The sequence below is a fragment of the Butyrivibrio sp. AE3009 genome (assembly GCF_000420845.1).
In the GTDB taxonomy this organism is placed as follows: Bacteria; Bacillota; Clostridia; order Lachnospirales; family Lachnospiraceae; genus Butyrivibrio.
The window spans coordinates 1-14605 of sequence record NZ_ATVS01000011.1; the positions used below are offsets into that span (position 1 = coordinate 1).

General features: G+C 45.0%; 12 protein-coding genes. 1 reads left to right on the forward strand and 11 read right to left on the reverse strand.

The features are described 5' to 3' along the window. The 6 genes from G588_RS19550 to G588_RS0107565 all read right to left on the reverse strand — a co-directional run. Positions 1 to 473, reverse strand: a 473-nt coding sequence (locus tag G588_RS19550; protein ID WP_035788084.1) for a hypothetical protein, incomplete at its 3' end; no start/stop codon positions are given. A 227-nt stretch (positions 474 to 700) separates the two neighbouring features. Then, on the reverse strand, positions 701 to 1663 hold the full coding sequence (locus G588_RS0107545) for an ABC transporter permease (RefSeq protein ID WP_022778139.1): 963 nt from the start codon (positions 1661 to 1663) through the stop codon (positions 701 to 703). 4 nt (positions 1664 to 1667) lie between these two features. Beyond that, a complete protein-coding gene (locus G588_RS0107550; RefSeq protein ID WP_022778140.1) occupies positions 1668 to 2999 on the reverse strand; it encodes an ATP-binding cassette domain-containing protein in 1332 nt (443 codons plus the stop codon). Positions 3000 to 3167: 168 nt separating this feature from the next. Beyond that, a complete protein-coding gene (locus G588_RS0107555) occupies positions 3168 to 3869 on the reverse strand; it encodes a polysaccharide deacetylase family protein (RefSeq protein WP_022778141.1) in 702 nt (233 codons plus the stop codon). 26 nt (positions 3870 to 3895) lie between these two features. Then, positions 3896 to 5455, reverse strand: coding sequence for a 23S rRNA (uracil(1939)-C(5))-methyltransferase RlmD (gene rlmD / locus G588_RS19555; protein WP_022778142.1), 1560 nt, complete (start codon positions 5453 to 5455; stop codon positions 3896 to 3898). A 69-nt stretch (positions 5456 to 5524) separates the two neighbouring features. Further along, positions 5525 to 5923 (reverse strand): hypothetical protein, encoded by a 399-nt coding sequence (locus G588_RS0107565; protein WP_022778143.1) that lies wholly within the window; start codon positions 5921 to 5923, stop codon positions 5525 to 5527. A 149-nt stretch (positions 5924 to 6072) separates the two neighbouring features. Here G588_RS0107565 and G588_RS0107570 point away from each other — a divergent pair, with 149 nt between their 5' ends. Further along, positions 6073 to 7533 (forward strand): serine hydrolase domain-containing protein, encoded by a 1461-nt coding sequence (locus tag G588_RS0107570; RefSeq protein ID WP_022778144.1) that lies wholly within the window; start codon positions 6073 to 6075, stop codon positions 7531 to 7533. Between the two features lie 18 nt (positions 7534 to 7551). Here G588_RS0107570 and G588_RS0107575 read toward each other — a convergent pair whose 3' ends face one another. The 5 genes from G588_RS0107575 to G588_RS0107595 form a co-directional block, all read right to left on the reverse strand. After that, entirely contained in the window at positions 7552 to 9420 is a 1869-nt protein-coding gene (locus tag G588_RS0107575; protein WP_022778145.1) for a glycoside hydrolase family 35 protein, read from the reverse strand. Between the two features lie 191 nt (positions 9421 to 9611). Further along, positions 9612 to 11261 carry a DUF3502 domain-containing protein gene (locus G588_RS0107580; RefSeq protein ID WP_022778146.1) on the reverse strand — a complete coding sequence of 550 codons (1650 nt, stop codon included), beginning with the start codon at positions 11259 to 11261 and terminating at the stop codon, positions 9612 to 9614. A gap of 75 nt (positions 11262 to 11336) precedes the next feature. Continuing rightward, positions 11337 to 12260, reverse strand: a complete 924-nt coding sequence (locus G588_RS0107585) for a carbohydrate ABC transporter permease (protein ID WP_022778147.1) — start codon at positions 12258 to 12260, stop codon at positions 11337 to 11339. 18 nt (positions 12261 to 12278) lie between these two features. Next, positions 12279 to 13235, reverse strand: coding sequence for an ABC transporter permease (locus tag G588_RS0107590; protein ID WP_022778148.1), 957 nt, complete (start codon positions 13233 to 13235; stop codon positions 12279 to 12281). A 281-nt stretch (positions 13236 to 13516) separates the two neighbouring features. Further along, positions 13517 to 14566 (reverse strand): LacI family DNA-binding transcriptional regulator, encoded by a 1050-nt coding sequence (locus tag G588_RS0107595; RefSeq protein WP_022778149.1) that lies wholly within the window; start codon positions 14564 to 14566, stop codon positions 13517 to 13519. Positions 14567 to 14605 lie beyond the last annotated feature (39 nt).

The following is a 14605-nucleotide window of genomic DNA, read 5'->3' on the forward strand; positions in this document are numbered from 1 at the left end:
TAAGCCTTCAGATTGCCGAGATCATCCCCTGTAACAACCATTTCTGCATCATTGTCGGAGATTGCATCGGTAACTTCTGCCTCCTCTTCCTCAACTATTACATCCGGAGCTTCTTCCACTTCACCGGATGTATCAGCATCCTCAGATTCAGATGCATCCTCCTCTGCCATATCCGCTTCCTGTTCAATCAGGAAATCATCGATGCCAACGGAAATCACGTCGTCGGAAATCACGTCGTCGGAAATCACGTCGTCGGAAATCACGTCGTCGGAAACATCTGTGTCATAGTCATACCCCCAGATGTCCGGATCTGTACTGCCTTCAGAATCTCCAAAATAATCATAGGAGGAGACTCCCCCGGCTTCCTCAGCCTCCCACTGAGCTTCGTCATAGGCCAGGGAACACAGCGGCGTGTCAAATGCGATCAGAGTCGCCAGAGTTATTGCTGATATTTTTTTCAAAAGTCCTCTCATCTTCCATCCTCCTTATCTTAAATTCGAGTGAAAGCCGATAGCGACATGCATTACTGAAATAATCTTTCAATAATCCATAATTAATTGAATCTTTAACTCCATTATCACGGATGCCAAGCCTAATGTCTAATTAACTTAGTCTAAAAAAGGTCTGCAGAAAAACTTATAATTTTTTCATAAAATATGGCCCTCTGCAGATATATCCGCAAAGGGCCGTTTTTCATATTTTATCTCTTATCTTTATCAATAAATTCAAGTAGCACTACTGCTACAACAATATATACAATAGTCCAGAACGCCAGCCATATCCAGCATTCAATGAGAAGCGATTTATCGAAAGTGTATTCCGGCTTCTGATTCTGCTGCGCGGACATCATAAGAAGTTCGTCGCGCCGGTTGTTTTCTTCAATATAACTGAGCACTTCCAATAAGGGTTTTTCTCCTTCCACCTCCACGTTTTTCAGCTTAACTGCACTGTTCCAGATGCTGACCATGGGCAGGGAATTGTAATCCCCTTGGATGCACAGAGCTGTCAGGCCCCATTTGGTGGCGGTCAGGTTGGTAAGGGGCATAGCCTGCTGGGGAAGGTTAAAAAATCCTCCCGAGAAAAGGAGCTGCACAATCAGCAAAAACGGCATAACCGTCATAGCTGCTGTGGTAGTTCTGGCAATTGAGGATACTAAAAGCGCCAACATATCAGCACAGTAGGTCACAAGAAACAGCGTAATTCCAATATCCACGACGGGCCACCTCGTTATCAGACTCTCACCCGGAATCGTCACCTTAAGGTTAATGCAGACGAAAAGAGTTATTGCTGCCTGGGCAGCACAGAGAAAGGCCTGGTAGATCATATGGGCTGCCACATAGGAGCTGACATGAAGTCCTGATCTGTGTTCTCTTTTTACAATGGGTCTTTCACGGCATATCACCTGAATGGAGTTAAAAAATCCGTTCCAGATACATACGCAGGCCAGGGCAAAGGCACCGGTCATGGTTCCTTCCATGGTCTTATACAGGTTCCCGCCAACTACAAAGGCCACCAGGCCTGAGATAATCGCTGCCATGGGCAGTACCTTCCAGTCATTCTGGAACAGGAACATTCTAAATAGCTTGCCCAGATAGATAAAGGTCTGTGAAAAGCGGCCGGGATGCTTAACTTTTTTGGTGCTTGCCATATTTTCAGTACTCATCTTATCACCCCACCCTTTCCTTCATGTAATCGGCAAACTTTTCGACAAATTCGTCGGCTCTGCCCTCTCCGCCTTCTTCCTTCTGATTAATTGAAAGAAGGATCTCCTCCATTGTAGACTTGCCAAAGAACTCATATGCCTCTTTTACCGGTCCGTACCAGGCAAGACGCCCTGTTCTCTTAGCATCCTTGGCAAGCACTATCACATCATCAAAAAGATCTATTACTCTGTCGGGGGTATGGGTAATAACTATTACAATCTTGCCTTCGTCAGCTATGGCTCTTAGCTTCTCAAAAAGCCCTCTTGCCACAACTCCGTCAAGGCCCGAATCCGGCTCATCAAGGATAAAAAGTGAGGGGTCGGAAATAAACTCCATGGCGATCGACAGTCTTTTCCTCTGTCCGCCGGATAGTTTCTCCACCAGATTATTTTTAACAGCGGTAAGACCGAACTGCTCGAGAACTTCATTCACACGTTTCATTCTGTCAAAAAGATGAACGCTGGAAGGAAGGCGCAGGGTAGCAGCATCGGATAAGGTAAGGGCAACGGTATCATTTCCGCGCATGAGATCCTGCTGGGGAACAAAGCCTATGTCGTAGAGCATTTTGGAATAGTCCTTGTAAACATCGTCGTTTCCAAGCTTGATGCTGGCGTTGGCCTTCTCATAGCCTGTGACAGCATTAAGATACGTGGTTTTGCCGGCTCCGGAGCCGCCAAGGAGAAGTACCATGTGGCCCTTGGGAATTGACATATGGATGTCCTTAAGAAGGACTTTTCTCTTGAAGAAATCTATAGCTGTTCTCTCATTAATATTGACGGTAAGGCCGTCATCGTCATGGCTCACGTCCTCGTCAAGAGTCTTGGCCTCGGTAAGACCGGCGTAGTCCGTAACCTTCCTCTTGGGCACAAATCGCTTAAGCATTCCCCAGGCAAAAATGGTGGGAGCTTCAAAAAATACGAAGAGAAGTATCCACTTTTTGGACCTGCCGAACATGGCGATAAGCCCCATGTATACTCTGAACTCATAGATCATGGTAGGTATGATAAATATCAGCAACAGGATCAGTAACGTCGCTGTCACTCTTATATCGTCTGTCTTAAACAGTCCTGAGAAGCCCCCTATGACATTTGTAATAACCGACAGAATTGCATATCTGCGCCCATCCTCTTCCCTGTCGGCGCAGAGCCCAAGATGATATTCTCTTGCAAAGGGAATGATTGCCCAGAATGGCTTAACCCCGCACTTTACAAATATCTTCCAGCAACCTATGACTGCCAATAGGTAGATAATAGTCTGTGACAAATAATTAGTATTTTCGCCGATATTATGAAGCATAGCCATCTCCTTATAGTATTCCTGTGATGGGTTTTAATCCCATATATTAATAATACTATATAACGTCTTCATTTGTCCCAAAATAAGTATAATCCATAACAAAAACGCATGAAAGCCCGGTCCAAGACCGATAATCTCTCATGCGTTCGCAATTCAAAAAATAATCTCTCAATTCTCTATAAACTCAGGCGCCACAAATGTGACTCCTTTTTCAAGGCACTTATCCAAAATGTGTCTGTAATATTCAGGCACCAGCTCTTCTGTCTCATCGTGAGCATGGATGAGCAGAATATGATTACCGCCCGGTGCAAACAATACCGCACCTGAAGCGGGATTTTGGTCTGTCATCCTGCCATAGACGTTATCAATCGTAAAGCCGCTCCCCTGCCTGATGTTATACTCAGCAAAATCGAAGGTCCACAGCGTATCTATATCCTTATCAAGGCCGCTTTCCTTCCACCAGGGGTAGGTGATATCCCTGTCGTCGACTTTATGAAATCCGTGTTCCGCCAGATATTTCTGATACAGCTCCTTGTTAGCGCCGCCCTTATTTCCGTAGGGGAAACGGAAAGGCCTGTACAGACGCTCTACTCCTGCCTCTTTGTACAGATCATCAAGAACCTTCTCGCACTTCTCGATCTCTTTTACCCCTTCTTCAAAAGAAATCTCAGAGAAATTCGGGTGGGTATAGCTGTGATTACCTAGAATGATTCCGTTCTTAAGGACATAAAGAGCCTCCTCTTGATACCTCTCAATATTCTCTCCCCAGGCGAACATGAGGATCGGGATCTTCTTCTCCTTAAGATAATCAACAATTGCCGGTGTATTTCTGCTGGAAATATCATCCATGGTAAGTAGTGCTCTTATCATTTTTTCATTACTCCTCCCTGCTCTGTTTACAGCATTTTAAAGTGCTTCAGTGCGGTATTTACTGCCATGTCCTTATCGCTGCTGCCTGTGCCTTTTTTACTTCTAACATTGGAAATATCTGCTGCCGTCACGGTTATTTCAAACACTTCATTAACCCATGCGATTATGTCCGCATCTGTGGCCTTGCCCTTCTCAGGAACCTTTGGAGGTGGCGCAACCTTAGGAGCTGCAGGCGTCTTCGCCCCGGCCTGTCCCCCGGAAGATGCAGACTTTCCGGAATCTTTCACGATCTTCTTGGTACCGCCGTTAGCCTTCTTTGCGCTCTTTTCTTCCTCTGTATCCTTGGTAAGAAGAACCACAGTCTCAATAGATCTGGTAAAAGGGAACATGTCCACAGGAACCGCCTTTTGTGCTTTATAACCGCTCTTTTTAAGGAGCTCCAGATCTCTTGCCAGAGAATCGGGACTGCAGGAAATATAAACAACCTTCTTAGGGCCCAGGACCTTCAAAGAAGTGATGAACTCCGGTGTTGAACCGGCTCTTGGAGGATCCATGAACACCAGGTCAACCTTATCTCCTGAAGTCGCCATCTGCTGCATGAACTTGGTGGCGTCATTCTCATAGAAGGTGATGTTATTCACATCGTTGATCTTGGCATTGATCTTGGCATCCTTGACAGCGTCCGTGTTAAGCTCCACGGAAATAACCTCTTTAACATGAGGACTTGCGATGATTCCGATGGTGCCAACACCGCTGTAGCAGTCGAGGGCTGTCTCATTTCCGGTTAGTTCTGCCATCTCGATTGCAGTGTTATACAGAACCTCCTGCTGAACAGGGTTAACCTGATAGAAGGACTTGGGGCTTATCTTGAACTTCATACCACAGCAGGTGTCATAGATAAATCCGGGGCCGTAGAGAGGCTTCTCCTTGTCGCCAAGTACCATGCTGGTCTGCTTGTCGTTGACGTTAAGGACAATGGTGGTGATCTCAGGATGCTCTTTGCGAAGGGCCTTCACAAAGTTATTCTTGGAAGGGAAAATCGGTGATACTGTAACAAGAACCACCATGATCTCCCCGGTATTTTTTCCGATTCTGATAAGAACGTGGCGAAGAAGTCCATAGCCATTGTCCTCGTCATAGGTCTTGATCTTGAAGGACTTAAGCATCCCTCTGATGGAAGCGATGATGGCATCGGCCTTCTGATCCTCCAAAAGGCAATTGTCCACAGGCACCACATCATGGCTTCCCTCGCTGTATATACCGGATACGGGATTACCTTTTCTGTCATGGGTAAAAACAGCGTGAACCTTACACCTGTAGTGCTCCGGCTTGTCCATTCCGACGAAGGAGGCAACCTTACAATAGGGCTCGAGTAGCTCTGCTACATGGGCATGCTTTTGCCTAAGCTGCTTGTCATAAGGAGTATTTATCATCTGACAGGCGCCGCACTTTTTAAATACGGGGCAGCGACTTGAAACTTTGAAGTCAGATCCGTTTACCGGCTTTTTCTCCCTTTTTTCAAAGGCTCTTTTATCCGTATCGTTTTTTCTGTTTTTTGCTGTACTCTGTTTCTTCTTATCTTCCATCTCTTCTCCAATACTAATGCTAAAAAAAGTAGGGGAGCCATCTGCATCCCCTACCATATCGATTCTCAATCAATCTTCGTCTGAATTGTTTCTCTTCAGATCATTCTCAAACTTAAGCTCATCAGGCACATCAAGACCGGTATCCTCTTCCTTGACAGCCTCGCTTCTTCTGCGAATGCGGTCATCCTTGATGATTCCGTAATCCTTGAACTTGATTCCCTCGATGCCCTGAGCCAACTCTCTGGCACGAAGTATCTCCCCTTTGTTGATCCTGAAGGTGCAGACAATCTTGTTGCCCTTCCTATCAAAAATCCTCTGAAGAATTGACTTGTCCTGCCACTCGATAAAATATGAAATGCGGTGGGCAAGGAATCTCTCCTCAAGCTGCTTCTTGCTCTCAAGGCTGTAAACCCTGCAGAAAGGGACTTCGTTATTAAAAACCTGATTGTTCTGGATAATTGTAGACATAGGAACCTCACATAACTTTATTCACTAGCAATAAATTATAGCACAGAACTTCCAACATGTTCAACTCATTAAAAATAAGTTCCCTTTGCAAGATCACCTATGAAATGAGAGAATTATAAAAAAAGAAAAATCAAAAAAGGTGGCATACTATGTTCTCATTTGATCGTTGCAGACCGGAAGAAGTGGGGGTTCCCTCACAGGCTATTTTAAATACATTAAAAAGACTAGATAAAAAGGATGTTCCGATGCATTCTTTTCTTGTCCTGCGAAAGGACAGGCTTATCTTCGAAGGGTATTATGCTCCCTACAGAGCAGATACTCTTCACAGAATGTTCTCCATAAGTAAGAGTTTCACCGCTCTATCCATCTTTCTTCTTATTGATGAAGGAAAAGTCTCTTTGTCAGACTCAATAGTAAAGTTCTTCCCCGAGTATACAAATGAAAAAACTCATCCCTGGATAAAACAGACCACCATCGAAAATATGCTGATGATGCGAACCTGCCACGCTTCCACCACCTATAAGGTGGATATGAAGTCTGACTGGGTCGAGAGCTTTTTTACCGTACCTCCCACCCACAAACCGGGAACAGTGTTCCATTATGATACCTCAGCAGCCCATGTACTCTGCGCTCTCGTCGAGAAGCTAACAGGAACTGACCTGCTGTCCTTTCTCAAGGAGAAGATGCTGAAATTCGTGGACTTCAGCGACAATTCTTACATGGTAAAAGACCCCTTCGGTGTTTCCATCGGCGGAAGCGGTCTTATGGCAACTCCCATGGATGTTCTGAAGGTTCTCTATATACTTGATAAAAAAGGGACCATAACCTGCTCCGATGGCAAGGTCAGAACTCTGATATCTCCCGCTCTTATTGAAAAAGCCACCTCCAACCTGTCAGATACTCTCATGACCGGTCCGCTTCCCAGCGAATCCATGGGGTACGGAATGCAGATATGGCAGAATGAAAAAGGCGGCTTCGTGCTCTACGGAATGGGCGGCCAGCTAGGAATCTCAATCCCCGATAAGAATCTTCTAATAATGACCACTGCAGATACCCAGGGAATGCAGGGAGGCAATCAGCTGATCTATGACGCCATCTATGAAGAGCTTCTTCCAAATATTCAGGATACTCCCATAGAATCAGGAGCATGCCCGGAACTGGAAGAATATAAAAAGAATCTTGCAATAGGTCTCCCCAGGCTTCCCATTAGCAACACAGCCGTTACAGGCAGGGAATACTATGGTCAAAGAAAGTATGAACTTCTTGGTGAGGGCAGCATTTTTGCAGAGCTTTTGCTTGATATTAAGACGACGGGAGAATCCCGCATGACGCTAACAGAAAAGGACTCCGATACAAAGCACATAATCAGCTTTGGCCTTGACAGAATGTGCACGGGAACCTTCTCCCGTTACAACACAGACTATACAGCCGGCGCCCTTTTTACAAGGGATAACGTGCTCTGCATAAGAGTCCATTTGATAGGTGAATGTGTAGGAAGTCTTCGCTTCCAGTTATATTTTGAAGATGGAGAGATAACCGTTTTCATGCGTAAGATCGAAGAAACCTACTTTGGCGAATATAACGGTCATCTCTACGGTAAACTTATCTAATACTGATCAGATTACGGATTATCCGATATCCGGCTCATCCTTGAGTTCTATGGTGTCTCTGACTTTGCCGTCGGTCTCAAAGATGATGATCTCGTTTTCTCCGTCCTTAAGAAGAGGTGCAGGAATATAGAGCCTCTTCTGAGGGCCGATCTCCCAGAATCTTCCAAGGTTAAAGCCATTGATAAAGGCTACTCCCTTGCCCCAGCCCTCAAAGTCAAGGAAGGTATCTCCCTTCTTCGTAACATCAAAGGTAAAGCGATAAAAGGCAGGAGTTCCCTCAGCATAATCCTTTGCAAAGTCCACCTTGTCCACATTGTCCAAAGGAAGTGTGTAGATATCCCAATCGTTGTGGATATGGCCGTTGATCTGAACGCAGCGACCGATGCCCTTTCTCTGGGTCTCCATGCGGGGACCGAAGTTAACTCTTCCCATATTTTCTACAAGAATATCGAACTTCTCGTTAAGTCCCTGTAATGTGCCTGTGGAAAGACCGGCTTCTCCGATTGCTGCAGCTGCAGTCTCGGGAGTAAGGCCATGTTCCATCATGAACTTGCCGGCCAACATCTGAGCGGGCTGACTGCAGGCAAGGAACTTTTCCATAGGTATGTCATGCTCATTATCAAGCTCGTGGTCATAGAGGGTGATAAGGGGCTTTTCTTCAACAAAGACATTGGCTCTGTCTGCTGTCTCCCAGAGTTTAAGCTTGGCAATTCCTGCCTCTGAATGAAGTCTTGATCTGTACAGGATATAGCCGTAGCTCTGATCCAGCTCCTCCATGTTCACTGTGTAAGGAAGATGGACAGGGGTACTGAGGTCATCCAAAACAGAGAAGAGACTTACTTTATCCTTGCAGGTAAGGGTTCCATAGCTCTGTCTCTGAATATTATTCTCAAGCTCTACTTCGGGAATATCCACATATTTGGAGATGACTTCCTTGTACTTTCTGTACTTCTCGGTGATCTGTCCGTCCTCAGAAAGGATTCCGTCGTAGTCATAGCTGGTGACATCGGGAGTAAGTTCATTGTAGTAGTTGGAGCCGTTCATGAAGCCAAAGTTGGTTCCGCCCTGGAACATATAAATGCTGACATTTCCAAGCTCCAGCATCTTATCAAGATCCTCTGTGCTCTGAACGAGGTTACCTCTCATATGACCGCCGTTGCCCCAATGATCGAACCAGCCGACCCAGAACTCGGCGCACATAAGTGGTCCGCCGTTTGTATACTCTTTTATCACGTCAAAACGCTCTTCTGTCTTGGAGCCAAAGTTCCCTGTGGGATGAGCGCCCTCAGCATAACCACCTCTGTAGCTCTCATGATATGGTCCGTCGGAAGTGATAAGAGGAACTGTAACGCCGTACTTGACCATCAGATCATGCATGAACTTCATGTACTCATGGTCATTGGCATAGTATCCGTACTCATTCTCGATCTGCATCAGGATAATATTTCCGCCGTTGTCGATCTGATATTTGGTGATCCTGGGCATAAGAACCTTGTAATAGTCCTCCACAGCGTCAAGGAAAGGCTTGTAGCTGACACGAAGGCGCATATTTCTGTCCTTTAAAAGCCACGCAGGAAGTCCGCCGAACTCCCACTCTGCGCAGATGTAGGGCGAAGGTCTGATGATGATATACAAGCCCAGCTCAGTGGCGGTCTGTATGAATTTCTCAATATCGCAGAAGCCCTCGAAGTTAAACTCACCCTTTTTAGGCTCTGTCAGATTCCAGGGAATATAGGTCTCAACTGTGTTGCATCCAAGAGCTTTAAGCTTTGATAGTCTGTCCTTCCAATATTCAGGTACAGTCCTGAAATAATGGAATGAACCGGATATTACCTTAAATGGCTCTCCGTTTAGATAAAACGTATCCTTGATCTCAAATTTTCCCATAATTCCTCCTATAATACTTTTTCATAATCGCTTTTTACACATATATAAGTGCTCTCATCCAAAAACATTTATATACATGTAAAAACCATTATAACAAAATCAGTTTCCTTCTGTTTTAAGAAAAGGGAATACTGCCAAAGATAACACAGTATTCCCTTTTAATGGTTTAATGTTAACTCGCTAAGTGAGTATTACTTATAAAGCTCGTCGAACTGTCTCTGAAGCTCTGCTGTTACATCTGCGATTCCGGCTTTCTCAAGAGCTGCCTGGTACTCAGCAACGATGTCCTCAGCTGATCCCTGGTACTTACCGAAGGAGATCTGCTTCATGTATGTTGTATGAATGTCGTTGATGTTCTCAATCTTGGACTGAATATCATCTACGTTAGGAACGAACTGTCCGTAAGGATAGTCGATCTTGATCTTGTCATACTCAGCATAGAGCTTGTTGATTGCATCCCAGTTAAGAGTTGAATCCTTGAGCTCAAGGTCATCGTTACGTCCCCACCAGAAGTTGGTTGTGATGCCGTCTGTGTTTCCGTCATAGCCTTCAGGGTTCTTTCTCATGCCGTTCTCATCGATCTCGTAAGAAACGCCTTCTACACCGTAGTTGATAAGTCTGTAGCACTCAGGGTCGTTTCTGAGAAGGTCATAAACCATAAGTGCTCTCTCAGGGTTCTTGGAAGCAGCTGAAACTGCCATTGCACCGTGAGTGATTGAAAGAGCTACGATGTTGCCTGTCTCTTCACCGAAGTAGAAGAAGCCTGTCTCTGCGTTAGGATCGTCATAGATTGTGTATCCGTCCTTGTGTGAGCAAAGGTCTGTCCAAGTCTGTGTGTGATGCTGCTCAGCTGCTACACGTCCGATCTTGTAATCTTCTCTGTTATCAGAAGCTGTGTTGTTGAGAACGTCTGTCTTCCAAACGCCGATCTCATCCCACTCCTTCATCATCTTAGCATACTCTACAAGAGAGTCTGTATCTGTCATGAAAGGTGAATATACTGTGTAAAGGTCATCCTTCTTGCCGCCCCACATAGCGCCTGAATTGATACCGTCGATCGGTACATAGTTAGAATGTGATACGATCCATCCGCTTACCATCTGGCCATACTGTGTGCCGTCTGAATCCCAAGGAATAACATCAGGATATGTCTCTTTTACATACTTGAAGTATGTTGTAAGGTCTTCCCAGCTCTTAACGCCGTCAGCAAGTCCTGCCTCTTTAGCCCAGTCAAGACGATATGCGAAGCCGTGGTTGGTCCACTGTGCATAATTGTCCTCAGGCATAAGGTAGATGTTGCCATCATATTTGCAGAGATCCCAGTGCTCAGGTGATACGCTCTCCCAAGTCTTGGGTGCATAGGTCTTGAGCATATCCTCAGAGAGCTCAAGGAAAGCACCGTTCTTGGCATTAGGCCATGCATCCAGCCAGTCAGAAGCTGTACCAACAAGGTCTACTGTGCCATCCATACGTGCAAGTGTCAGGTTGTAGTTGGAAAGATAATCTGTCCAGTCGATGTAGTAGATCTCAAGCTCAGCATTAACCTTCTCTGTAAGGATGGCATTGAGCTGGCTGAGCATCTCATCTGTCATGTTTCCTTCTGGAGCACCACCGGTTGTCATATATGTGATAACTACGTGCTCAGAAGTGTCAATTGCTGATGCTGTTTCCTGTGATCCTGCATCTGCAGTTGTTGTGTCTGTTGTTGTCTGTGTCTGTGTTTCTGTGTTAGCAGTGTCAGTGCTTGCAGGTGTAGTTGCACCGCCGTCTGATGAACCGCAAGCTGCAATACCCATTACCATGCTGGCGCTAAGTAATGTTGCTAATAACTTTTTCTTCATTTGAATCCTCCTTTTTATAAGAAAAATATCTGAACTCCGCTCCGGAGTTGCATTTACAATTAGTAACTCACCACATCAGCCCTTTACCGCACCTACGGTGATACCGCCAATGAAGTACTTCTGAACGAAAGGATACAGGAATACGATAGGACCTGTAGCCATAACCGCTGTTGCCATCTTAAGAGACTCAGTGGGCACATCGGTAAGTGTGATGTACTGTCCCGCGATTGAATTCTTAAGGGACTGAACCTCGTTAACTACCTTGTACAGCTGGAACTGAAGAGGCTTAACTGCGATTCTGGAGCTAAGGAACAGTGATGACTGATACCACTCATTCCAATATCCCAGTGCAAGGAAAAGTCCGATTGTAGCAAGTGCCGGCTTAAGCATCGGAAGAATGAGTCTTGTGAAGATAACCATATCTCCCGCTCCGTCTATCTTACCGGATTCGGTGATCTCATGAGGGATAGCCTTAACAAAGTTCTTCATCAGGATGATAAGCCAGGGCGACATCAGCAGAGGGAAAAATACTGCCAGGTAGCTGTCGTTGAGCTTATAGGTCTGTGTCATCAGCAGGTAGTAAGGAGCAAGTCCGGCTGAGAACAGTGATGTAAAGTAGATGTAGAAGGAGATCACATTTCTTAATGGGAAATCCTTTCTCTGAAGGGCGTAACCTGTCATGGCGATGACAAGAAGTCCGACTATTGTTCCGCAAAGAGTAAGGGTAATGGTAAGACCGTAGCTCTTCCAGATCATTCCGCCCCTCATAACCATTTCATAGGACTTGGTGGTGAATTCCTTGGGAATAAGCTGTACACCCTCAGCTCTTATTATTGTTTCACTTGTAAAAGATGTACCGATAATGATCAAAAAAGGAAATATACATGCAAGTGCATAAAAGGTGATCAGTATATATCCAAAAGCTCTGATGATAATATCCGAAACGCCAAGCTTAACTTTTACGCCTGTCATTTCAATCGGCTGATTGTTCTTAGACATTTTTCCGACCTCCCTTCTTTAGAATAATGAATAGTCAGGATCAATCTTCTTAACAATGAAGTTGACCAGCATAACCATTACAAATCCGATAATTGACTGATACAGACCAACGGCCGAAGCAGTTGAGAAATTGAAGTCCGTTATAGTCGCACGGTATACATAAGTCTCAATGATATCCGTTGTAGGATACAGAAGAGAGTTGGTACCGATGATGTTGTAGAACAGACCGAAGTTACCTTTTACGATTCCGCCGAGAGCGAAAAGAAGAAGGATAACTATTGTAGGCTTAAGTCCGGGAAGAATGATGTATCTGATCTTCTGGAAAGCATTGGCACCGTCAACCTTGGCTGCCTCTATGATCTCAGCATCGATTCCGCAGATGGCTGCGAAGTATACAACTGAGTTGTAACCTGTCTGCTGCCAGAGATGAACGATTACCAGGATAACCGGCCAGGCCGATGGATCCGAATAAGGCCCCCACTTCTCTCTTCCCATTGATGCAAGGATCTCGTTAACAAAACCGTAGTCATAGTTTAAAAGGTTGTAAACAAGAATACCTACAAGAACCTGAGAAATGAAGTAAGGCAGGAACATCATTGTCTGGGAAACCTTCTTGAACATCTTGCTCTGCATCTCATTAAGAAGAATAGCAACAAGGATCGCCAAGAAATTACCCAGGATGATAAATGCTATGTTGTACAGGATTGTGTTCTTGGTAAGATCAAAAAGCTTACCTGATTCAGCCAGGAACTCGAAATTCTTAAGTCCCACAAATTTACTTCCAAATATTCCGTCTCTGTAGTTGTACTTAACGAATGCAACCCAGATACCGGGCATCGGCATGTAGCTGAACATAAAGAAAAAGATTACTGCAGGAAGGCACATCAGCTCCAGCACTCTGTATCTCCACAAAGTCTCCAGCACTCCGCGCTTTTTTATTCCTGTAGTAGAAGATGAATTAGTCTTTTTACCCATTAGAGCCTCCCACTTACTGACGATTGCAGAAATCTCACACAGTCCCCGTTATTGTGCAACTTTACTATTTGCAACCGATTTCATATTTTAATTTAATCATTAATCACAACAATACGTCAACCTCATTTTTGAAACCGATTGCAATTTTGTACATTTACAACAAAAAAGAGGAAACATATCTGTCTGTTTCCTCTCATTTTTGTTTATATTGCTGTATATTGTATACAAAGATACGATTCAAAGTTTGAAATCCGTTTCAGAAACTTTTGTTTTCGTAGAAATCATTTCTTGCAGGAACCGGTGCTATCCCTGAGGACAAGACTTGGTGTAACCATCTGCATATCATCCACCTTCTCCCCCTTGGAGACCGCAATCGCTGTATTTATCAGCTTCTCGCCGTAGTCCTCATAATTGTAATCAATGCTGGTAAGCTTGGGTACCGTAAGATCGGTGATGTAGGTGTTGTCGAAGCTTATTACCGAAATATCCTTGGGAACATGAAGATGATGTTCTCTTATGCTCCTAAGAGCTCCACTGGCTGCAAAGTCATTGATGGCTATGATAGCAGTGGGCTTGTCCTGCATATCCAGGATCCTGTTGGTGGCCATATAGCCCGCATCCGGGTCGTAGCTGCCGTTTACAACGTATTCGCCACGTACTTCTATACCGTACTTTTTGAGATTCTCCTGATAGCGCTGATACTTATAATAGGTTGATGCAACCTTCATCTCACCGCCCACCAGCGCAATCTTCTCATGCCCCAGATTGATGAGATGCTGCATTACCAGGTTCATTCCCTCTGCCTCATCAATAGTTACGCAGTGAACAGGCGCCTTATCAAGCTTGCCGGTAACTATGACAGGTGTAGTCTTGCAGACATTCCTGACCTTCTCGGCATAAGCGTCATCGGTAATAAGGTCGTCTACTCTTCCGCCCATAAGAATGATGGCATCCATCTTCTGCTGAAGATAGAAGTCAAGCATTTTGATCTCTTTTTCTTTTTCATTAAGGGAATTAGCCAGAGCCACGTTATAGCCTGCCTTCTCAGCCGCCAGTTCGCAGGCCACGAATAGCGCCGAATAATAAGGGTTTCTGACATCCGCTGCGATGATACCAATGGTATTGGTGGCAGTATCGGAAAGCCCCTTGGCAAGTGCATTGGGCTTGAAATTATACTTATCGATAATCTCCTGTATCCTCTGCTTCTTCTCCTGGCGCACCGAAGCACTGCCAGTAAGGACACGGGAAACTGTAGAAGCCGAGACTCCGGCCTCCTTGGCTATATCATAGATTGTAATTGTCTTACCGGTGTTCAGTCTAACTTTTTCCATAAATACTCCGAGTCTTGGGGACTGTCTGAAACCGATTTC

What these genes read in the sequence shown, in the direction of transcription:
- G588_RS0107545 (WP_022778139.1), bottom strand. Translation starts at nt 1,663, where the DNA reads ATGAGTACTGAAAATATGGCAAGCACCAAAAAAGTTAAGCATCCCGGC.
- G588_RS0107550 (WP_022778140.1), bottom strand. Translation starts at nt 2,999, where the DNA reads ATGCTTCATAATATCGGCGAAAATACTAATTATTTGTCACAGACTATT.
- G588_RS0107555 (WP_022778141.1), bottom strand. Translation starts at nt 3,869, where the DNA reads ATGATAAGAGCACTACTTACCATGGATGATATTTCCAGCAGAAATACA.
- rlmD (WP_022778142.1), bottom strand. Translation starts at nt 5,455, where the DNA reads ATGGAAGATAAGAAGAAACAGAGTACAGCAAAAAACAGAAAAAACGAT.
- G588_RS0107565 (WP_022778143.1), bottom strand. Translation starts at nt 5,923, where the DNA reads ATGTCTACAATTATCCAGAACAATCAGGTTTTTAATAACGAAGTCCCT.
- G588_RS0107570 (WP_022778144.1), top strand. Translation starts at nt 6,073, where the DNA reads ATGTTCTCATTTGATCGTTGCAGACCGGAAGAAGTGGGGGTTCCCTCA.
- G588_RS0107575 (WP_022778145.1), bottom strand. Translation starts at nt 9,420, where the DNA reads ATGGGAAAATTTGAGATCAAGGATACGTTTTATCTAAACGGAGAGCCA.
- G588_RS0107580 (WP_022778146.1), bottom strand. Translation starts at nt 11,261, where the DNA reads ATGAAGAAAAAGTTATTAGCAACATTACTTAGCGCCAGCATGGTAATG.
- G588_RS0107585 (WP_022778147.1), bottom strand. Translation starts at nt 12,260, where the DNA reads ATGTCTAAGAACAATCAGCCGATTGAAATGACAGGCGTAAAAGTTAAG.
- G588_RS0107590 (WP_022778148.1), bottom strand. Translation starts at nt 13,235, where the DNA reads ATGGGTAAAAAGACTAATTCATCTTCTACTACAGGAATAAAAAAGCGC.
- G588_RS0107595 (WP_022778149.1), bottom strand. Translation starts at nt 14,566, where the DNA reads ATGGAAAAAGTTAGACTGAACACCGGTAAGACAATTACAATCTATGAT.